This is a genomic window from Bacillus sp. OxB-1, from assembly GCF_000829195.1.
In the GTDB taxonomy this organism is placed as follows: domain Bacteria; phylum Bacillota; class Bacilli; order Bacillales_A; family Planococcaceae; genus Sporosarcina.
Window position 1 is genome coordinate 369804 of the sequence record NZ_AP013294.1, and the last position, 21005, is coordinate 390808.

At 50.0% G+C, this 21005-nt stretch carries 20 protein-coding genes and 1 riboswitch; of the genes, 7 read left to right on the forward strand and 13 right to left on the reverse strand.

The annotated features are described in order from the left end of the window. Nucleotides 1–152: 152 nt before the first annotated feature. The 3 genes from nadE to OXB_RS02005 form a co-directional block, all read right to left on the reverse strand. Nucleotides 153–980, reverse strand: a complete 828-nt coding sequence (nadE, locus tag OXB_RS01995) for an ammonia-dependent NAD(+) synthetase (protein WP_041071484.1) — start codon at nt 978–980, stop codon at nt 153–155. A gap of 12 nt (nt 981–992) precedes the next feature. Continuing rightward, nucleotides 993–2465: a nicotinate phosphoribosyltransferase gene (locus tag OXB_RS02000; RefSeq protein ID WP_041071487.1), complete on the reverse strand. Its 1473-nt coding sequence runs from the start codon at nt 2463–2465 to the stop codon at nt 993–995. 509 nt (nt 2466–2974) lie between these two features. Further along, nucleotides 2975–3826: an aldo/keto reductase gene (locus OXB_RS02005; RefSeq protein ID WP_041071490.1), complete on the reverse strand. Its 852-nt coding sequence runs from the start codon at nt 3824–3826 to the stop codon at nt 2975–2977. A 155-nt stretch (nt 3827–3981) separates the two neighbouring features. Next, nucleotides 3982–4086, forward strand: a riboswitch (SAM riboswitch). Between the two features lie 80 nt (nt 4087–4166). Here OXB_RS02005 and OXB_RS02010 point away from each other — a divergent pair. The 5 genes from OXB_RS02010 to OXB_RS02030 all read left to right on the forward strand — a co-directional run bounded on the left by OXB_RS02010 (nt 4167) and on the right by OXB_RS02030 (nt 9447). Continuing rightward, nucleotides 4167–5288, forward strand: a complete 1122-nt coding sequence (locus OXB_RS02010; protein ID WP_041071493.1) for a methionine biosynthesis PLP-dependent protein — start codon at nt 4167–4169, stop codon at nt 5286–5288. Next, nucleotides 5285–6478 carry a cystathionine beta-lyase gene (gene metC, locus OXB_RS02015; protein WP_041071496.1) on the forward strand — a complete coding sequence of 398 codons (1194 nt, stop codon included), beginning with the start codon at nt 5285–5287 and terminating at the stop codon, nt 6476–6478. Before OXB_RS02010 ends, metC begins: the two co-directional genes overlap by 4 nt. Nucleotides 6479–6496: 18 nt before the next feature. Beyond that, nucleotides 6497–7246, forward strand: coding sequence for a cyclase family protein (locus OXB_RS02020; RefSeq protein ID WP_041071499.1), 750 nt, complete (start codon nt 6497–6499; stop codon nt 7244–7246). A 506-nt stretch (nt 7247–7752) separates the two neighbouring features. Next, nucleotides 7753–8850 carry a 3-phosphoserine/phosphohydroxythreonine transaminase gene (gene serC / locus OXB_RS02025; RefSeq protein WP_041071502.1) on the forward strand — a complete coding sequence of 366 codons (1098 nt, stop codon included), beginning with the start codon at nt 7753–7755 and terminating at the stop codon, nt 8848–8850. A 336-nt stretch (nt 8851–9186) separates the two neighbouring features. Beyond that, entirely contained in the window at nt 9187–9447 is a 261-nt protein-coding gene (locus OXB_RS02030) for a hypothetical protein (protein ID WP_041071505.1), read from the forward strand. Between the two features lie 46 nt (nt 9448–9493). Here OXB_RS02030 and OXB_RS02035 read toward each other — a convergent pair whose 3' ends face one another. The 5 genes from OXB_RS02035 to OXB_RS02050 all read right to left on the reverse strand — a co-directional run bounded on the left by OXB_RS02035 (nt 9494) and on the right by OXB_RS02050 (nt 13532). Further along, nucleotides 9494–10120 (reverse strand): hypothetical protein, encoded by a 627-nt coding sequence (locus OXB_RS02035; RefSeq protein WP_052483829.1) that lies wholly within the window; start codon nt 10118–10120, stop codon nt 9494–9496. A 78-nt stretch (nt 10121–10198) separates the two neighbouring features. Continuing rightward, entirely contained in the window at nt 10199–12637 is a 2439-nt protein-coding gene (locus tag OXB_RS02040) for a hypothetical protein (RefSeq protein WP_231860345.1), read from the reverse strand. 13 nt (nt 12638–12650) lie between these two features. Then, entirely contained in the window at nt 12651–12815 is a 165-nt protein-coding gene (locus tag OXB_RS19155) for a hypothetical protein (RefSeq protein ID WP_231860346.1), read from the reverse strand. A gap of 18 nt (nt 12816–12833) precedes the next feature. Further along, the gene (locus OXB_RS19160; protein ID WP_231860347.1) at nt 12834–13067 is read right to left on the reverse strand and encodes a hypothetical protein; all 234 of its coding nucleotides are present in this window, start codon (nt 13065–13067) and stop codon (nt 12834–12836) included. A 48-nt stretch (nt 13068–13115) separates the two neighbouring features. After that, nucleotides 13116–13532, reverse strand: a complete 417-nt coding sequence (locus OXB_RS02050; protein ID WP_041071508.1) for a hypothetical protein — start codon at nt 13530–13532, stop codon at nt 13116–13118. 192 nt (nt 13533–13724) lie between these two features. Here OXB_RS02050 and OXB_RS02055 point away from each other — a divergent pair, with 192 nt between their 5' ends. Continuing rightward, nucleotides 13725–14486 carry a collagen-like protein gene (locus OXB_RS02055; RefSeq protein WP_041071511.1) on the forward strand — a complete coding sequence of 254 codons (762 nt, stop codon included), beginning with the start codon at nt 13725–13727 and terminating at the stop codon, nt 14484–14486. A 52-nt stretch (nt 14487–14538) separates the two neighbouring features. On the opposite strand, the gene OXB_RS02060 is transcribed toward OXB_RS02055, so the two are convergent. Genes OXB_RS02060 through OXB_RS02070 form a run of 3 tightly spaced genes read right to left on the reverse strand, consistent with a single transcriptional unit; the run spans nt 14539 to nt 17421 of the window. After that, nucleotides 14539–15258 carry a LutC/YkgG family protein gene (locus OXB_RS02060; protein WP_041076159.1) on the reverse strand — a complete coding sequence of 240 codons (720 nt, stop codon included), beginning with the start codon at nt 15256–15258 and terminating at the stop codon, nt 14539–14541. Beyond that, a complete protein-coding gene (locus OXB_RS02065) occupies nt 15258–16685 on the reverse strand; it encodes a LutB/LldF family L-lactate oxidation iron-sulfur protein (RefSeq protein ID WP_041071514.1) in 1428 nt (475 codons plus the stop codon). Before OXB_RS02065 ends, OXB_RS02060 begins: the two co-directional genes overlap by 1 nt. Before the next feature lie 19 nt (nt 16686–16704). Then, nucleotides 16705–17421: a (Fe-S)-binding protein gene (locus tag OXB_RS02070; protein ID WP_041071518.1), complete on the reverse strand. Its 717-nt coding sequence runs from the start codon at nt 17419–17421 to the stop codon at nt 16705–16707. Between the two features lie 888 nt (nt 17422–18309). On the opposite strand from OXB_RS02070, the gene OXB_RS02075 reads away from it, so the two are divergent. Further along, a complete protein-coding gene (locus tag OXB_RS02075) occupies nt 18310–19104 on the forward strand; it encodes a M23 family metallopeptidase (protein ID WP_231860349.1) in 795 nt (264 codons plus the stop codon). A 47-nt stretch (nt 19105–19151) separates the two neighbouring features. Here OXB_RS02075 and OXB_RS18795 read toward each other — a convergent pair whose 3' ends face one another. Together OXB_RS18795 and OXB_RS02080 are read right to left on the reverse strand one after the other, a co-directional pair. Next, nucleotides 19152–19307: a hypothetical protein gene (locus OXB_RS18795; protein WP_158333630.1), complete on the reverse strand. Its 156-nt coding sequence runs from the start codon at nt 19305–19307 to the stop codon at nt 19152–19154. 139 nt (nt 19308–19446) lie between these two features. After that, nucleotides 19447–21003, reverse strand: coding sequence for an ABC-F family ATP-binding cassette domain-containing protein (locus OXB_RS02080; protein ID WP_041071519.1), 1557 nt, complete (start codon nt 21001–21003; stop codon nt 19447–19449). Nucleotides 21004–21005: the final 2 nt, after the last annotated feature.

Here is a 21005-nt window from a genome sequence, read left to right on the forward strand (position 1 = left end):
TCATTTCCCCCATTGCTAAAGCAAATCTGACGGACATTCACATTCCAACCGTTTGTAACTTAACTACTAACATCATACAGGAAGAACGTGTCTTCCACAATGAATGAAACCGGACGCTTTAAGCGTCAAAAAGGACAGGGAGGCCCTGTCCTTCATTTCCAAAAGTCATCGAAAATAGTGATCGGCATATGCCGCTTATGTTGCGAACGAAGGAAGTGGTTCTCAATCGTCTGCCGTGCCGCATCCGCAATCTGCTTTCCTTCCAAGTAATCATCGATATCGTCATAGGTGACCCCGAGCGCGACTTCATCCGGAATGGCGGGTTTTTCATCTTCCAGATCGGCGGTCGGCACTTTCGTGTACAGATGCTCCGGGCAATTCAGTTCACGCAGCAACTGTTTACCTTGCCGCTTGTTGAGCCGGAAGATCGGCATAAGGTCCGCTGCCCCGTCCCCGAATTTCGTATAGAATCCGGTAATTGCTTCGGCAGCATGGTCGGTTCCCAACACGACGCAGTTATGCATGGCCGCCACTGAATACTGGACTTTCATCCGCTCACGCGCCTTCTCATTGCCTTTTGCATAATCCGATAACGTGATGCCTGCCTCCACCAGCGCCCGCTCGCTCGCATCGACCGCCTCTTTGATGTTGATCGTATACGTTAAAGATGGTCTGATATACTCCAACACATCCTGCGCATCGTCTTCATCAAATTGAGTGCCATACGGCAGACGGATCGCTATGAATTTATAAGTTTCATCGCCATTTTCGTCATTCAATTCATCGACAGCCATCTGGGCCAGCTTCCCGACGAGCGTCGAATCCTGCCCTCCCGAAATTCCAAGGACATATCCATGAAGGAATGGATTCTTCTGCAAATAGGCTTTCAGAAAACCGATTGACTTGCGTATCTCTTCTTTCGGATCGATCACCGGCTTCATCTTTAATTCAGCTATGATTTTCTCCTGCAATGTAGTCAACGCTCATCCACCTCATTTATTTTCAATGTATTCTTCCACCATCTCTTGCACTTCCTGTATGTTGCGCATCTTGTTGTCCCAACACTTTTGACTTAAATCAACCGGATATTCCTCCGGGTTTAACGACCGTTTATACTCATCCCAAAGAAGCGCCAAGTTCTCCTTGGCATATTCCCGCATCTCACGGAGCGGCGGATTCTCATAGACGATTTCCCCTTGGTCCACAACCTTGACATGCAGATCCTTCGCTTCAAAATTCGTCACGAACTTGGAAATGAACGTATGGATCGGATGGAACATCTTGATGCGCTTTTCGGAAGCCGGATCTTCATCATACATCGCGATATAATCCCCTTCCGCCATGCCGTTTTCCCGGTCGATGATCCGGTACAATTTTTTCCGCCCGGGAGTCGTCACTTTTTCGGTGGATGAAGAAATCTTAATGGTATCTTCCATTTCGCCTTCCTCGTTTTCAATGGAGACAATCTTGTAAACAGCCCCTAATGCCGGCTGGTCGTAGGCCGTTATCAGCTTCGTCCCGATTCCCCATACATCCACCCGTGCGCCTTGCGCTTTCAAGTTGAGAATGGTGTATTCATCCAAATCATTGGAGACGATAATTTTCGCATCCGGGAACCCCGCCTCATCCAGCATTCTTCGCGTCTCTTTCGAGAGGTACGCAATATCGCCGCTATCCAGCCGGATGCCTTGGAAATTGATCTGATCCCCAAGTTCTTTCGCCACTTGGATAGCGGTCGGCACGCCGATTTTCAGCGTATTGTATGTATCCACTAAAAATACACAGTCTTTGTGGCGCTTGGCGTAGGAATGAAAGGCCTCATACTCGCTCTTATACGCTTGGACCATCGAATGGGCATGCGTACCTGCCACCGGGATTTCAAACCGTTTCCCTGCAAGGACATTGCTCGTCGCTTCAATGCCGCCGATATAGGTCGCCCGGGCTCCCCAGATCGCGGCATCCATCTCATGTGCACGGCGCGTACCGAATTCCATGACGACTTCATCTTTCACCACTTGTTTGATGCGGCTCGCTTTCGTAGCGATCAATGTCTGGTAATTGACGATATTGAGTATCGCCGACTCGATCAATTGCGCCTGGATCAATGGTGCTTCCACCCGGATGATCGGTTCATTGGCAAAGACGATTTCGCCTTCCTGCATGGAGTAAATGTCCCCCGTAAATCGAAGCTCCTTCAAATACGCAATAAAATCCTCCCGGTATCCTAATTCTTCACGAAGATAGGCTAGATCACTCTCGGTGAAACGCAGTTCCCGCAAATAATCGAGGATGCGCTCCAACCCCGCAAAGACAGCATAGCCGTTCCCGAACGGCAATTTCCTGAAAAACAATTCGAATACAGCTTTGCGATTATGGATGCCGTCCGCCCAATAGGATTCGGCCATGTTGATTTGATACAGATCTGTATGCAATGTCCAGCTATCGTCTTTGTAATTCGAACTCATTTCTATCTCCTTCTTCCACTTCTAAATATGTATTAGTATACCGAGTATACTACATGTACCCGGAATCTGGCGGGTTCTAACCTACAGGATTGCCAAATTCCATGGGAACTGATACGGAGAATGCTGTGTTTTCATGGGACTTGAATGTTTGCGCCAGGGCTTGAAATAGGGTGGCCGGGTATGGGCACGGGGGAGGGCTTATGGGCGATGAGGTACGACTTATGGGCGGTGGTGCAAGGGTTATAGGCGGTGGTGCAAGGGTTATAGGCGATGAAACATGACTTATGAGCGAAGGTGAAGGAGTTATGAGCGCAGCGGAAAAGTTATGAGCGAAGATCACACACTTATGGGCGGGACTCGGAAATTATGAGCGTAGAACTACGACTTATAATCGCGGACGTGGAGTTATGAGCGGGAAAGCACAACTTATAAGCGCGGCCCGAAGTAAGCGGGGACTTGTGTCCGACACAAAAAATGCCGGGCAGCTGCCACGGCATTTTCCATCTTCCTCATCGTTTCACGGTAACGCCTGTAAAATCGAAGTTATCCGGGTCCGGGCCGACGCGCTTGTTTTCATTCAACGTCCCGATGGCCTCCACCTCTTCTACAGTGAGCTCGAAATCAAACACGTTCGAATTGTCGATGATCCGGCTTTGCTTCACTGACTTCGGAATGGTCACGACGCCGTTTTGCAAGTCCCAGCGCAGCATCACTTGTGGAACCGTTTTTCCGTATTTCTCGGCGATTTCGACCAACACTGGATTGTCCAGAAGCTGTCCTCGCATAAGGGGGGACCATGCTTCCATCTGGATGCCGTTCTCCTTGCAAAATGCCAGAAGTTCGACTTGTGTCAAGCATGGATGGTATTCGACCTGGTTGACCATCGGCATGATTTCCGCATCTGCCATCAAGTCCTCCAGATGATGGATGTTGAAGTTGCAGACGCCAATTGCCCGTGCGCGTCCATCTTTATAAAGCTTTTCCAACGCCTTCCACGTCTCTTTGTATTTGCCGGGTTCCGGCCAATGGATCAAATAAAGATCCACATACTCGAGATCCAACCGTTTCAAACTATCGTCGAATGCCTCCAACGCAGCCTCGAAGCCTTGATCCGAGTTCCACACTTTTGTCGTTACGAAAATTTCCTCACGCGGAACACTCGATTCTTTGAGCGCTCGTCCGACCTCTTCTTCATTGCGATAAATCGCGGCCGTATCGATGCTGCGGTATCCTGCATCCAATGCCCATTTCACCGCGTCTACCACTTCTTCCCCCTTTGACTGGTAAACCCCCAGGCCCATCCACGGCATTTGGACGCCGTTGGACAAAGTAGTGCAATCCTGCAAATGTTTAGCTACCATTCCTACCACTCCTACCCATATGTAATACGAACATATTATCACAGAGAACCAATTCGCTACAGAAGGTTGCTTCCCTAGAAATTAGCTCTTGCATTAAAAAGATTCTCATGATAGAGTTGGATAAATTAATCTTTTCACACAACTTCATATTTGTATTCTTATCCAGAGAGACGGAGGGATTGGCCCTACGATGTCTCGGCAACCAGCCTGTTTCAGGTATGGTGCTAATTCCAATAGGCGAGCAGCCTTGAAGATAAGGAGATTGACTTCATACATACTGAGGGTCCTCTTCTTCGAAAAGGGCGCTCTTTTTTATTTCATTTAGAAAAGGATGAACACGATGACTAAGAGAAGTTTGGCAACGACGTTAGTGCAGCTGGGGAACCATAGCGATCCCAAGACAGGGGCGATCAATCCGCCGATTTATTTATCCACCGCCTATAAGCATGATGGCATTGGGAAAACGACGGGATATGATTATACAAGGACCAAAAATCCGACCCGGTCGATTTTGGAAGACGGCATCGCGAAATTGGAGAGCGGGGATGCGGGTTTTGCCTGTAGCTCAGGGATGGCGGCAATCCAACTTGTCCTTTCCCTATTCCGTTCTGGAGATGAACTCATCGTCCCGGAAGACATTTATGGAGGTACGTATCGTCTTTTAGACTACTATTCCGATGTGTATTCAATCGAAACTACGTATACCGATTTTACAAATGTAGAGACAGTGGAGGAACTTATTACCGAAAACACTCGGGCTTTATTCATCGAAACGCCGACAAATCCACTTATGCAGGAAATCGATCTTGCGGCGTATGCGCAACTGGCTAAACAGCACGGTCTGCTTTTAATTGTCGATAATACTTTCTTGACGCCTTATTTCCAGCGTCCGATTGAATATGGAGCGGATATCGTCCTCCATAGCGCGACGAAGTATATCGGGGGGCATAACGACGTCCTCGCCGGTCTCGTTGTGGCGAAAGGCGAAGAATTATGCGAACGGCTAGGCAAAAACCACAATGCCATCGGGGCGGTGCTCTCCCCTTCCGATTCCTGGCTCATTATCCGCGGCCTCAAAACGCTTCATTTACGAATGAAACAACATGATGCCAACGCAAAGGCGATTGTTGAGTATTTAAAGAGCGAACCGAAAGTGACTGATGTCCTCTATGCCGGACAAGGCGGCATGCTGTCGTTCCGTCTAAAGGAGAGTGCATGGGTCGGAACATTCCTGGAAAGTCTCCAACTTATCACCTTTGCGGAAAGCTTGGGCGGAGTGGAAAGTTTCATCACCTATCCAACGACGCAAACTCACGCGGATATTCCGGAAGAAGAGCGGATGCGGCGCGGGGTCTGCGATCGGCTGTTGCGCTTTTCCGTCGGTGTGGAAGAGGCGGATGATTTGATTGACGACTTGAAGCAAGTATTCGCGAAATTGGAAAGCGGGGGACCCCAACGATGAGCTACCAGCGATTGGAAACGAAATTCATCCACGCATCCACGAGCGGCGATTTTGAACAGAAAACGGGAGCCGTGAACGTACCGATTTATCTATCCTCCACTTTTCATCAGGAAGATTTCGATTCATTCGGCCCGTACGATTACAGCCGTTCGGGCAATCCGACGAGGGATGCGCTGGAAAAGGCCATCGCGGAGTTGGAAGGCGGCGCAAGAGGGCTGGCATTCGCTTCCGGAATTGCAGCCATCTCTTCCGCCTTCATGCTGCTGAAATCCGGGGACCATATCGTGGTGACGGAAGATGTCTATGGCGGGACGTTCCGTTTCATCACGCAAGTATTGACGAAATTCGGCATTGAGCACACATTTGTCGACTTGGCGGATTTGGAAACGACCGCCGCAGCGATTCGCCCGAATACGAAAGTGATTTACATGGAAACGCCATCGAACCCGCGTCTCGGCATTACGGATATCGCCGCTATCGTGGAGCTGGCCAAAGCAAACGGTTGCCTGACGTTCTTGGATAATACGTTCATGACGCCGCTCTATCAACGTCCGATTGAACTCGGTGTAGATATCGTACTGCATAGCGCAACAAAATTTTTGTCCGGCCATAGCGATATCATCGCTGGATTAGCAGTGACGAAAGATGAAGAACTAGGCAATCAACTCGCCTTCATCCAAAACTCATTCGGCGCCATTTTGGGAGCGCAAGATTCATTCTCCCTCATCCAGGGTATCAAGACGCTCGGCGCACGGTTGGCCCAATCGTCCGCCTCCGCGAAGAGAATCGCAGATTATTTGAATGAACACCCGTTAGTCGAGCACGTCTATTACCCGGGATTGGCCGACCATCCGGGCCATGCCATCCACGCGGCCCAATCCTCTGACGCCGGAGCGGTACTGTCATTCCGTCTGCCGAATCGGGAAACGGCAAAAGCATTCGTCGATCATATCCGAATCCCGGTATTTGCCGTCAGTCTGGGCGGAGTGGAATCGATCCTCTCCTATCCGGCGCAAATGTCCCACGCGGCAATGCCGAAAGAGGAGCGGGATAAACGAGGGATCACCGACGGTCTGCTGCGCTTTTCTGTTGGGCTCGAGCATGTCGATGATTTAATTGCGGATTTCGAACAAGCGCTGCAGGCGGCTGCCGAAGTGAATAAAGATTTTGCAGTTGTTGAAATAAAATAAAGAAAGCAGGGATTTGTCATGACAAAAACATTAACCAACGAAGTTCTCGAAGCGATTCAACTGGTGAAGTCGAAAGAATGGGTCGACCTGACACATACGTTCGGGAAGGATTCTCCTCATTTCTCCGCATTCGACGCGGCGGAAACCGTTACTTTATTCGACCATGATGACGGGTTTTTCGCTCAGCAATTCACGTTCGCCGGCCAATACGGAACCCATATCGACGCGCCGATCCACTTTGTCCGCGATACGCGCTATTTGGAGGAACTGGAGCTGAAAGAACTGGTCTTGCCTTTGGTCGTCATCGACAAATCAAAAGAAGCTGCGGAAAACCATGATTTTACGCTGGCGGTTCAGGACATCCTCGACTTCGAAGCGGAACACGGGGAAATCGAAGATGGCACATTCGTCGCACTGCGCACGGACTGGAGCAAACGCTGGCCGGATAAAGAAGCGTTCGACAACAAGGATGCAGATGGCAATAACCGCATCCCGGGCTGGGGGTTGGAAGCGCTGAAGTTCCTCTTCGAAGAGCGGAAAGTGAAAGCGATCGGCCACGAAACGTATGATACGGATTCAGCGATTGATTTCCAGAAAAACAACGCATTGCTTGGCGAATATTACGTATTGGAACAGGACACGTACCAAATTGAGTTGTTGACCAACTTGGATAAGCTGCCGGCAAAAGGAGCGGTTATTTTCAACATCGTTCCAAAACCGGAGAAAGCATCCGGCTTCCCGGTCCGCTCCTTCGCCATTCTGCCGTAATAGTGGATTTATTAACAGCCCTGCCGTAATGGGGCTGTTTTCTTATTGGAATGGATAGTATGATGTTTGGACTGTTTGTTGATTGGAAGGTATTGATCGGTGGTGTGGGTTGCTATAAGCGGGGGGCGTGGAGTTATGAGCGCGGAATGTGGGATTATGAGCGTGAGGCTGGGCTTATGAGCGCGGCACGGGGGCTTATGAGCGCAAGGCTGGGATTATGAGCGTGAGACGGAGACTTATGGGCGCGAGGCACGGGCTTATGAGCGTGAGACGGGGGCTTATGAGCGCAAGGCTGGGGTTATGAGCGCGGAACGGGGACTTATGAGCGCAAGGCTGGGTTTATGAGCGCGGGACGGGGACTTATGAGAACTGGACGAGGGCTTGTAAGCGCTAAGCTTATCATTCAAGAGAAATCCTCAAAAAATGTTCGGATATTTTCAACCATTTCCACTTTCAAAGGTGTATAATTTCATATATATATTTGTTTCCTAGAAGGAGTGTTCAACTTGAGTCAAACTAATCAACGTGCATACAATTTCAACGCGGGTCCATCCGCACTTCCGTTGGCGGTATTGGAAAAAGCGCAAGAGGAACTGGTCAATTTCCGCGGTACGGGCATGTCCGTCATGGAATTGAGCCACCGCAGCGCCGCTTTTGAAGAAGTCCATAATGCTGCGATCGATCGCTTGAAATCGTTATTTGCCATTCCTGAAAATTATGAAGTCCTTTTCCTTCAAGGCGGAGCGAGCCTGCAATTCTCCATGATTCCGATGAATTTCTTGCCAGAAGGACAACAAGCGGGATACGTCATGACAGGCTCTTGGTCTGAAAAGGCATATAAAGAAGCTGAATTGCTGGGCCGGCCCTATGAATTGGCGAGCACGAAAGACAATAAATACCGCAGTATCCCAGGGTTGGATGAACTTCAATTCAATTCTACGGACGCTTATGTCCACGTCACTTCGAATAACACGATCTATGGAACGCAGTGGACCGAGTTCCCTGAGACGGGCGATGCTCCGTTGATCGCCGATATGTCGAGCGATATCATGTCCCGGCCAGTGAATGTCAGCCAATTCGGGATGATCTATGCGGGAGCGCAAAAGAATTTGGGCCCGTCCGGTGTGACTGTGGTCATCATCCGCAAAGACCTTCTGGAAAAAGCGAAAAGCGAACTTCCGACGATGTTGAAATACAGCACCCATGTCAAAAACAATTCATTGTACAATACACCTCCGACATTCGGCATTTACATGCTCGGCGAAGTGTTGAACTGGATTGAAGAAAAAGGCGGCTTGGAAGCGATCGCGAAGCAAAACGAGGAAAAGGCGAAGTTGATCTACGATGCAATCGATGACAGCAACGGCTTCTACACGGGTCATGCCGCACCGGATAGCCGTTCCCTCATGAATATTACGTTCAATTTGGCGAATGAAGAGCTCGAGAAGAAATTCCTCGCGGAAGCTAAAGAAGCCGGATTCGTCGGCTTGAACGGCCACCGTTCGGTCGGTGGATGCCGTGCGTCCACATACAATGCGGTTCCGGTTGAAGCGTGCCAGGCACTCCGTGATTTCATGCTGGAATTCCAATCAAAGAATAGCTAATCGGCTTTACCAGACCTCTAGTCATAGGGACCTTGCCTATGATTGGAGGTCTTTTTCATTCTGTTCATAACCCATAGGTTGACCAACCAAGGTCTTTCCAAGCAGCTACATATAGTAAGTGCAAAGCCGAGGGGAGGTTATACTATGGGATCATGCCATTGTGGATGTTCTACAATACGATACAAGGATCATAGGTGTGGATGTTCTTCATGTCGCCACTCCGATCGTTGCGGGCATTCCCGCCATCACTGCGGGTGCTGCCGAAGCAGTTGCTGCCGCCATTTCAGTATCCGGTTGGCCGGCTTGCAGGACGGGTTCCACTTCAGGCTCCTTCGATTGTTATGGAAGGAAGCGCATTTCAAGCTGGAGAGCGGAGATGAAGTGACCGGGACCATCGTTTCGGTCGGATCGAACTTTCTGGAAGTGCTGGTCGACGACGCCCTTCCACAGGAAAGTGAGACAACCTTAAGCATTCCAGAGGAGGAGCACGAATCCGAAAAGCGGGAACAGCCGGTCGGGAAGACTTGGATTTTTTCACTCGATCAGATTGCACATGTCGAGGTCGTTGGCGAGCAGCCTCACCGACCTTGTCAATAACCCGGAAGAAGTCAGCCGACGATTAGATTGGCTGACTTCTTCTTTTTCAATAAACGACCCGGATCAAACGGATGCGACCTATCGGAATCTCTATCTCTTTTGCCTCGGTAGCTAAACAGATCGTTTCTTTGCTCACATACCCAAGCGTTCCTTGAAAGGTATCATCTTCAGTTATCACTTCAATGGGAAGCTTCTCCAACGTCAATAAATAGACGGCCAGTCGGATTCTGAAGAACAGATGGATCAACTCTGGCGAGGAGGCAACCGTCTCCCCGAAACGAAAGGCTAGTTCGCGCTTGCAGCCCGATGAAGCATCCAACAGATCGAGGGCCGGGAAAGGCTCGGCAAAACGGCCCGCGGGCAACACCTTTTTAATGTTCGGATACGGTAAAATGATGTTGCTCGCCTCCCCTTCGAGAACGACAAAATCAAAACCGGCCAGTATCACCTTCCCTTCGATCGCATTTCCGGACTGATCTATCACTTGTACGGATAGGTCGCTCAATCCGTCGAACACCTTTTGGTACGTTTCATCGATTGATCGGTCATCCGATAAAGCCAAATCCAGTAATAAGTCATTCGCATCTTGGATATCTTCGAGGAGTTCGGGCGGCAGATCATCGGTAGGAGAGGGGAGCTGGGGAGCTGGGGAGTCGGGAGTATTTCCGGACAATCTTTCCCATCACGCTCTTTCATTACTTGACACCTCCTTTCCATTATAAAAAGAGAGGAGAAGATGCTTCCCCTCCCTTTACTGCTCTAGTTTCGGCAATTTTTCAACGAGCTTCTCGTGAACCCGCATGATGCCCCACATGCCTTGTTCAATATCCCATCGGATATTCCCGGAGCGGTATAAATAGTCGCCCGGAAATTTCCCGTATGCTCCCGCTCCCCCAAGCAACTCCAAGTTCTTGGCCGCCCCTGCGACATGAAATCCGACAAAGGCCTCTGTCCGGGATTCGATATCTTTCGTATCGAACCGCCATCGATGCCCATGCAAATGAAAAGAATGCGCTCTTCTTCTTTCCGCCGGCGTCACGAGCCGGATGGTTACCGGATCTCCCACATAACATTCAAACACGGGAGTCGCCGGGTCCCCAAACACCTTGGAACTGAACAACTCATGCAGCTCAGGATTTTTGCGATAACGGTTGATCAACCGCTCGCTCCGATAATTGATCCCCCGGGATCCTTGATCATAAGTGTCCAACAAATCTTCATCGATTTCCGTAGGCGGCACCAAAATTCCATCAACCGGATCGAAGATGACCTGCCCTTGTTTGTCATACAATCGGATTCCATCGTGCATGATTACAACAAATTCCCGGATATCGGGCAAGAACGGATTGCGCAACACGACATTCGCCCCTGTTTTCACAGGCTGTAATGTGTACGGATCCACATACTTCGTGCCCCTCGGCTCCGCAATGAAGGCCCCGAACGCACCTTGCGATTTATGATTGCGAATGTCCGCCATATCCCACAAACCGCAAACGCCTACTTGAGAATCCACCCCCCATCGATACGTCCGCTTCTCTCCCGGTCCCACCGTTTGATCGCCGTTGAATCCAACCGTTTCCCCGGCCGACGTTTTAACATCGTATTGAATCAATTGAGGATGCAAGGAAATCCGTAGGGACGGCGGATAACACGCTTGTTCTTTCACGACAGGGTAGGGATAGATGCCGTCTGGGAACGGAAATTTATCCAACTCCAACTCGCTCGTCAACGTAACTTCCACGGTATCCCCCACATTGGCCCGAAGAATCAGCGGTTCCGGACGTTTCTTCCCTTTTAAAATGGCTTCCCGATCTTCCCGCAAAGCAAAAATGATGCCGTGTGGATCATGGTCGCCGAAATCGTTATAGAGAAGCGGAGTTTGGAAAGCGACTACATCGAATTTACGGATGGGCCCCTTCACAGGGCGAACACTCGGATCCTCCGCTTGCGGCGGCTTCGAACCCGTATATTCCGGCAACGGTTTGGACCGTTTCAACGGCTCGGGCCGATCTGACAGCGTAATCAGATCCGGCACTTTCTCATCATAAGCCCGGATCAATCCCCAAAGCCCATTCCATAAATCCTCCTCCGTCTCAAACGCCCAGAGATAGTCGCCGGCCCTTTCGATATACGTTTCCATCGTGAAGGATTCCGAAATTCCGATATGCTCCTGATCTTTTAAAGAGGAGTACAAGCTGCCGCGCTCCTTATGCCATCTCAGCCCATGTACGTTGAAACTATGGGATTCCTCCTGCGAGCCCTGCAGGAGCCGGATGCGAATCGAATCGCCCTCATATGCCCGTAGAATAGGCGTCACGGGATCCCCATTCTGATAGGAACTGAATGTATAGGCGGGATCGCAATCTTCCCCTAACCGGAATTGCAGCCGCTCGTTCTTATAATTCACGCCGAATAAACCCGGATCATCATCGGAACTTGGATATCTCGGAGGTTGCAGCGGTTTTCCGTGCCGATCGAACAATAGAGTGAAATCCTGGACAAATAAAGCGAAATCCCGGTAATCCGGAATCAATGGATGCTTTGCCGTGATTTGCGTTCCGTGCACCACAGGCTTTCCAGTTCGCGGATCGAGGAATTCTGTGAAACGAGGATGGACGACGCCTGAGCCGAACACACCATGCTGCTGATGGGCGTTCGGGTAGAGATGATCATGGAAAAACCAAGCCTTTACTTCGACTTCAGCATAATAGGAATATTGAATTGTTTCACCCGGCAATACAGAAGAATCATAGTTCCAACCGACATTCGCTCCATCATTCACGAGCACATCGAATTTGACGAAATGAATATGGAACCCGTTTTCATAAGTCCGGGTGACCAATTGAAACGCATCCCCATCCAAAAGATGCGGCAATCGATTTGTATAATTAATGCGGAAACAAGTATGGGCCGGTGCATGGATGACTAGAGGCTCCGGCTCTTTCCTCCCCGCGCAAATATCCTCCAAGTCTTCATCCAACACATAGATCCTGCCCTTGGGATCATGCCACCCTTGTTTGTTGTACGTAATAGGCAGCTCGATCAATGAAATATTGAATTCACGGACTTCTGTAAATGGCCACTCTTGTACGGTTCCGATATGCGGCAACGCTAGCGAGCGGGGCCAAAATAAGTAAAATGCAACCAACCCAAGAGCGAGGACAACGATACCCCAGACGATTCTCAGCAACGGCATCCTTCCTTTATTTTTTTAGCGAATAGCGGACAACAGAGTGGACGAGCGTATGAAGGCCGGCACAAAAAATGACGAATCTTATGAGATTGGAGGTGATGAATGCTTCCGTTTCCATCGGGATGTTGCAAAGCGCCGGATTCTGAAGGACAGCACCGAACATCATGCCCATCATTCCGCCAAGAGTCCCGTTCTACACGCTGTTCAAAGAGGCGGGTGCTTTCATGAATGAACCGAATTGCCAACCGATCCAAACACCTGCGAAGAAAGGGAGAAAATACGTAACCGGATGAGCAGGGAGGAGTAAATTCAAATAAAGGGCAATGACGAATGAAGAAATCGAGGCCAATGCCGTACACATCGCCTTCGTATACCGATCGTCAAAAAGTAAGTGCTTCTTTCGGAACACTTGATAGATAATCCCCATTTCACCGACATTCCAAAAAAGTAAAACTAGGATGAGCAGCAATGTGCCTCACGACCTTTGAATGGAACTCAAAATCACCATTAAACTGATGACAAATAAGATGTGGAGACTCCAAACGAATAGCACGGGCATCTCGACGACAGTCCCAATCATCGGTGACATCAATCCGACAACGGCTCCATTCGTCAGGCCTGTCACAAACGTCTGATAATCAAAAAGATGTCCAAATACGGCCCCCGTCCCCATCCCAACCAGTGCGGATAGCATCGTAATATACGTAAAATGAAAAGGGAATTGAAGGATGAACAGAACACCGGACAGCATGGCCATCATTCCGCCCATTGCCATGCTAATATTCATCCCTAGCTGAAAGCCGATCCGTTTCTTGATTTTCCGCACATACAAATAAAAGCCGAAAAACAGACAACTATCCAAGTATAGGAAGAGCCAGATTATCGTATCCATTCCGGGGATCCCCCTTCCTCTCTCTTTACGCTATGACATGGGGTATGCAAACGGAAGTTGTCCTTCGATTGCAGCGGAGTAGATTCTCTTTTCACGGCGGGTGCCCTTTCGTTTTACCTCCTTTGTACATACAATACCAAAGGGATTTTCCCGAATATAATTCGTTCCAGTTGAAGGAAAGGAGGAAAACAAATGGAGCGATGTCCAAAATGTCATCAAGACATTTTTTGTACATGCGGCGAAGCCACAAGAGGGAAACGGGGACCGCGAGGCTATCAAGGACCACCTGGTGAACCGGGCTGTCCCGGACCACCGGGCGAACGTGGAGAACCGGGACCGCCTGGCCCAAAGGGGGAACGCGGTCCACGGGGATTTCACGGATTGGAAGGACTGCCGGGTGAACGGGGTGAAAAAGGAGAACAAGGAGAAAAAGGCGAGCGCGGACCTCAGGGAGAACGGGGGCCACGGGGGCCTGCGGGGTCTCCTGGACCGAAAGGGGAACGCGGAGAACGAGGGCCGAAAGGATCTACAGGGCCACCGGGGCCTCGAGGAGAAACGGGACCTGCCGGAACATCCGATTCGGCTTACGGGTTTGCCCATACGGATACCCGCCAATCGACATCCGGTCCGATCCACCTGCCGGTTACCGGTCCGTTGAGAGAGGTGGCGCCGGCAGAAGCCGGATTGCAAGTGAATAAGGATGGTGTCTATCAAATCAGTTATCAAGTCTTGTTGGATTCCAAAATGATCAGCTGCGACCCTTCCTCTTTCTATCTGAAAGTAAACGGCGGCGATGCCCCCCTTCCTTCCATGACCGAATCAACGACTTCCGCAACTTTGACTTCCACCCAGCTGCTCGCCTTACAAGCGGGCGACGTGATCCAGGTCGTTGCCCACTTGCAGGAACATTGCAGCTACAAGTATGCCAGTCTACTCATTCTTCAAGTCGGATAATTCAACCTAAAAAACATCCTGCAGGTGAAAACCCGTCAGGATGTTTTTCATTTTACAAATCTTCTATCACAATATATGTCGCATTCACCGGGCCATGGACACCGACGACGAGAATCATTTCGATATCGGCGGAGTTGCTCGGGCCCGTGATGAAATTGATGCATGACGCGAGCTGTTCACCGTTCTTTGTTTTCTCGCGGATCGCCCGGGCCGCTTGGGTCATCCGTGGGACAATTGTACTTTTCGGGATGAGGATGATGGACTTGAATGGCAAGAAGCTGACCGTCCGCCCCTTATCCGGCTCGCTGAATAAAACCGCCGTTCCCGATTCGGCCAGGGTCATGTCGCTGATGGTGATGCCGACATTGGCCTGCTCTGCGAACTGGATATTGGCTTCGCCCTGCTCCGGGTTCCATACATGCAGATCGATATTCTCAGCGGGCCAAGTTTCGTTGAACAAAGGGGCCAAGCCGAACTTCTCAAACCGCTCATCTTTCCACGTAATGACAGGACCGCCGCCGTAATCAGCCACGACTTGATGAAGCCGGTCGGGCAAGCCTGCCAGATCGGTCGTCTCCAAATCCGTATGGATGACAAGACATTGGGTTTTCAGTACTTCTAGCAATTCGTCAGGCGTGGCATTTTTCAAAACATCATCCTGGGGCTGGCGGCTCCATTGCGGACGTGGTACATCCGTCGCAATCGAATCCCTGCCGAGCCGGTTGGCCAGCTTACCAAGGAATTTGTCCCGATTTTGGATAGTTCCCGTCATCATTCGTCTTCTCCTTTCGGGCGGTTTTTGAACCAGTCGCGGAACCGCTCTTTATGCGGTGCCGGAAATTCCCGGATTTCCGTCCACGCTTTCAATGGGCCGACACCTTTGGAAATTTTGTCACCCGCTGTGAAGGGGTTCATTGCCGTAGGTGCAAATTTGGAGCCCATCTTATAAAGCGCAGGCGATGCCGCACCCAAACCGAATGCTTTCATCGCCAATTTCTCTGAAATCGGTGCCCTGCCTTCCTTCTCGACAATCACTTGCCGATGCTTGTGGAGCAAGTCATGAAGCGGGATTTTCACCGGGCAGACTTCCGTACACGCTCCGCATAACGTGGAAGCGTACGGCAGTTCCTTGTAGTCATCATATCCGCCAAGCAGCGGAGACAGGACAGCGCCGATCGGACCCGAATAGATCGAGCCGTACGAGTGGCCGCCGACATGCCGGTACACTGGGCAAATATTGGCGCACGCCCCGCAGCGGATACATTGCAGGATCGACTGGAACTCGCTGCCCAGAATATCCGAACGCCCATTATCGACGATGACCAAGTGGAATTCCTCCGGTCCATCGACTTCCCCCGCGGCCTTAGGTCCTGTCAGAACTGTCACATAGCTCGGCAATTTTTGCCCGACGGCACTGCGAGACAATAAACCGACGAGCACTTCCAACTCCTCGAATGTCGGGACGAGCCGCTCCATCCCCATGACGGTAATTTGCGTTTTCGGCAGTGCCGTCGCCAGGTCGGCATTCCCTTCATTCGTCACGAGGCAGATTGATCCTGTTTCAGCAACAGCGAAATTGCAGCCTGTGATGCCGATATCTGCCGTCAAATAATCTTCCCGCAACATTTTACGGGCATGCAGCGTGAGCTCTTCCACCTTCTCCGTCCCTTGGTAATCCAATTTTTCTGTAAATACATCGCGCACTTGTTCTTTGTTTTTATGCAAAGCTGGAGCGACAATATGGGAAGGGGGATCATGGTCGTCGACTTGCAAAATATACTCGCCTAAGTCCGTTTCGATGACTTCGCATCCCGCCTTCTCCAAGTTCGCATTCAAATCGATTTCCTCTGTCACCATCGATTTCGATTTGACGACTTTTTTGGCTTCTTTCTTTTTCGCGACCTCGACAATATAACGATTGGCCTCTTCCGCAGTCTCCGCAAAAAAGACATGCCCCCCGCGCTTGGCCACATTCTCACTTAGTTCATTCAAATAGAAATCAAGGTTGGCGAGAACATGCTGACGGATTTCTTCGCCCAAAGAGCGCCAGTCTTCCCAATTTCCAAGCTCTTCCGCTGCTGCAAGCCGCCTGTTTTCCAAACGATCTTGAGCGGCTGACACCGCTCCGCGCATGAAATCATCGTGGAGTCCCGTGTCGACTCGTTCTTTAAAATTATCCGTTCCGATTTTCATAGGCATTTGACATACACCTCCCGTTTCATCGACTATTCAATACTTCTGCAATGTGCATCACTTTCAACGGAGCACCGACCCGTTCCATCCGGCCGCCGATATTCATCAAGCAGCCCGCATCTGCCCCGATCAGGATCTCCGCTTCCGTCTCTTCCGCATGCTGCACTTTCTCGTCAACCATCTGTTCCGAAATTTGCGCCATCTTCACCGAGAAAGTACCGCCGAAGCCGCAGCATTGATGCTTATTCGGCAACTCCGTGAATTCCAGACCTTTGACCTGTTTCAGCAGTTTAACCGGCGCTTCTTTGACACCGAGCAGCCGGGTCATATGACAGGACGTGTGGAACGTCGCTTTCCCTTCCAAACGGGCGCCAACATCTTCCACTTTCAAGACATCGACAATAAATTCCGTCAATTCAAATGTCTTCTCCGCCAATTTCTTAGCTTTCGGCTCCCAAATTGGGTCCCCTTCGAAAATATGTTGATATTCATGGAACATATAAGCACAGGAGCCGGAAGGACAGACAATCACTTCCGCATCTTGGAACGTATCGATCATCTTCTTCATCGCTTCTTTGGAATCTTTCACATAACCCGAATTGTACGCAGGTTGGCCGCAACACACTTGCGACTCCGGAAATTCAACCTGGCAGCCAAGGCGTTCCAATAACTCTACCGTCGCCTTGCCGACGTTCGTTTGGAACATATCTACCAAACAGGTGGCAAACAAGGTCACTTTCATACGAGGCATCTCCCTTCCGATCGATGACGCACCGCGCCACCGCGACCGCCTAAATCATGACTGTCTAGTTTTATAGTAACACTGTGGAAAGATGCACTCAATAGGGGATGAGAATGAGACGTTGGGAGGTTTGGCGGGAATGTTGTAAGGTAGTTCAGGCACGTTTCGAGGTTTGGTGGGAACGTTGTGGAGTGGTGGGGGTTCGTTTCGAAATGCGGTGAGGATGTTGTGTAGTGGTCAGGGTTCGTTTCGAAGTTTGGTGAGGATGTTGAGAGGTGGGGGATGGTGTAGTAATTGATTCCAAACTTCCTGTTCCATCCAGCTTTGTAACTGTTACATTAGACGCGCCTTGGTCAGTGGTTGGCCAACTTCCTACTTTCGTTGGACAACTCGACGGGATCGTTGGACATCACAAGCGAATGGTTGGACTTCTCCACCTCTTCGTTGGACAACTGGACGATGGTTGCACTACTCCCTACTTTCGTTGGACAACTCGACGGGATCGTTGGACATCACAAGCGAATGGTTGGACTTCTCCACCTCTTCGTTGGACATCGCAAGCGAATGTTGCTGGCATAGCACGGAATAATAGAAAGTCCTGAAGCGAAAGTCGTTGAAGCTGTCATTTTCCGTACCGCCGTTTCGTTAATTGTCGGTTAACTTAATCATTACCAAACAACAATAGCCTATATTCTTTGAATTATTTTAAACAAGTTGCTCTTCGGCTCACAGTCCCGTATACTCGGGGTAATGTTTTCCATATCATGAGTAGAGGGGGTCAAACCAATTTTTCCAATTATAACTACTCTCATGATGCTTGTTGCGTTGCCGGTCGTTTTTCTTTTTATTCTCTGGAGGGCAAATTTCAAAAGCCGGTTGGAGTGGCTCTTGGACGCCCTCACAACCACCCTTATCATCGTCTGGTTGTTTCGTTCGGGAAATTGGAGTTGGATCGGCTATCCCGTGCGATACTTGTGGCTCATCCTATTGATTATTGCCCTGGTGATTTCATGGAAAAAGACCCGCAAGCTACCATTGTTCATGAAGTATACGGGCAATCAGAAATTTTCCATTGGAATTTATGTCATCCTCTTGCTCGTGTTCGGGTTTTATAATGTATCGACCAGTACGGCCCATTCTGTGAATGAACAAACGTTGGACTTGGCGTTTCCATTGCTTGACGGAGCCTATTACGTAGGGCATGGCGGCGACCATGTGCTGTTAAACTATCACCATGCGCACCCGCCCCAGAAATATGCACTTGATATTGTCGGCATCAACAAATGGGGCGCGCGGGCTTCGGGACTTTATCCCGAAGATCTTGAGAAGTATGTCATTTACGGAGCGACCCTCTATAGTCCTTGCACCGGGAGGGTGACAGACATGCACAACACTTCTCCTGACCTGACGCCCCCCGATTCGGACCCCGACCATCCGGTTGGCAACCATGTCGCGCTTGCCTGTGATGGCCATGATGCGATCGTCTACTTGGCACATATGCAGGAAGGGAGTGTTCTCGTTCAGATGGGGGACGAAGTGCAGACAGGGCAACCGCTTGGAAAGGTGGGCAATTCCGGCAATACGAGCGAACCCCATTTGCACATCCATGCGGAGCTCGATGGGAAAGGAGTTCCTCTCACGTTTGACGGACGCTTCCTAGTAAGAAACCAGATTGTACGATGAAAAAACACCGGAAATCCCTGTTGGGTTTCTCCGGTGTTTTCCCATATTTATCGGCCTTGTTGTTTTTTCATTTCGTCGGCGGCTTCCCTCTTGATGTCTTCCACTTGCTGCTCCGCTTTTCGGGCAGCTTCATTGGCGATGCTTGCCGCGTCTTGTGAATTTTTATTCGGTCCGTCTTTGTCGCCAGCATAACTTTTGCTCATCGTTTCGCACTCCTCCTGTCCATTTCTCATATTATTCCCATTTCTTCTGAATCAAAACAGGAACAACTTGGTGACAGTCACCAAGTCAATATGGAAACAATTCGGAATAGTGTCTGATTTGTAATGGTGACTGTCACCTTTAGAAAACTTTTGTCGTCCAGGTTTCGCCGTTCCATACGTCCGTGACAAGCCCTTCATAAAATTCAGGTTCATGTGAGATGAGGAGGATGCTGCCTTTATACTCTTTCAACGCCCGTTTCAATTCATTTTTCGCATCTTGGTCCAGGTGGTTCGTCGGTTCGTCGAGGACGAGTAAGTTCGTTTCGCGGTTGATCAATTTGCAGAGACGGACTTTTGCCCGTTCGCCGCCGCTTAACACTTTCACTTTGCTTTCGATATGCTTCGTCGTCAAACCGCAGCGTGCCAACGCCGCACGCACTTCATATTGGGTGAAATGAGGGAACTCCTCCCAGATCTCTTCGAGGCAAGTGCGGTTGTTTTCCGTCTTCATTTCCTGTTCGAAATAGCCGATTTCCAAATGATCCCCAAGCTCGACAGAACCGGCGAGGGAGGGGATTTCACCCAGGATGCTTCGGAGCAACGTCGTTTTCCCGATGCCGTTTGCACCGGCCAATGCGATCTTCTGGCCCCGCTCCATCGTCAAATTCAATTCTTTCGATAATGGCTCATCATAGCCGATGATTAGGTTCTCCGTTTGGAACAAGAATCGTCCCGGCGTGCGGGCCAGTTTGAAATCGAAATGCGGCTTCGGCTTTTCCGCATCCAACTCGATAACATCCATCTTATCCAACTTCTTTTGCCGTGACATCGCCATCCGGCTCGTCGCCGCATTGGCTTTATTGCGGGCAACGAAGTCTTTCAGATGGGCAATCTCCTTTTGCTGCTTCTTGTAAGCCGCCTCCAACTGTTGCTTCTTCATTTCGTAGACGCGTAGAAATTCATCATAATCGCCAGGATAGCGGGTGATCTGCTGATTTTCCATATGATAAATCAATTGCACGACACTATTCAGAAATGGAATGTCGTGAGAAATCAGGATGAACGCATTGTCGTAGTTCTGCAAGTAATTCCGCAGCCACTCGATATGTTCGACGTCCAAATAGTTGGTCGGCTCATCGAGAAGGAGGATATCCGGTTTCTCCAGCAATAGTTTGCCGAGTAACACCTTCGTCCGCTGCCCTCCACTCAAATCATGGACATCCCGGTCGAGACCGAATTCATCCAGCCCGAGCCCGTTCGCCACTTCATCGACCTTGGAATCAATAATATAAAAATCCCGATTCGTCAGTTCATCCTGCATCTGGCCGGTTTCTTCCAAGAGCGCCTCGAGTTCGTCCGCCTCGACCTCTGCCATTTTGGCAAAGAGCATGTTCATCTCCGCCTCTAAGTCGTATAAATATTGGAAAGCGGTCCGCAAAACATCCCGAATGCTCATCCCTTGTTTCAACACGACATGCTGGTCCAAATAACCGACCCGCACCCGTTTCGCCCAAGTAACCGTTCCCGCGTCCGGCTCCAGCTTGCGGGTGATAATATTCATGAACGTCGATTTTCCTTCCCCATTCGCTCCGATCAATCCGATCCGTTCTCCTTGCAATAAACGGAAAGACACATCCTCGAAAATCGCCCGATCCCCGAAACCGTGACTTAAATTTTTGACAGTCAATAAACCCATAT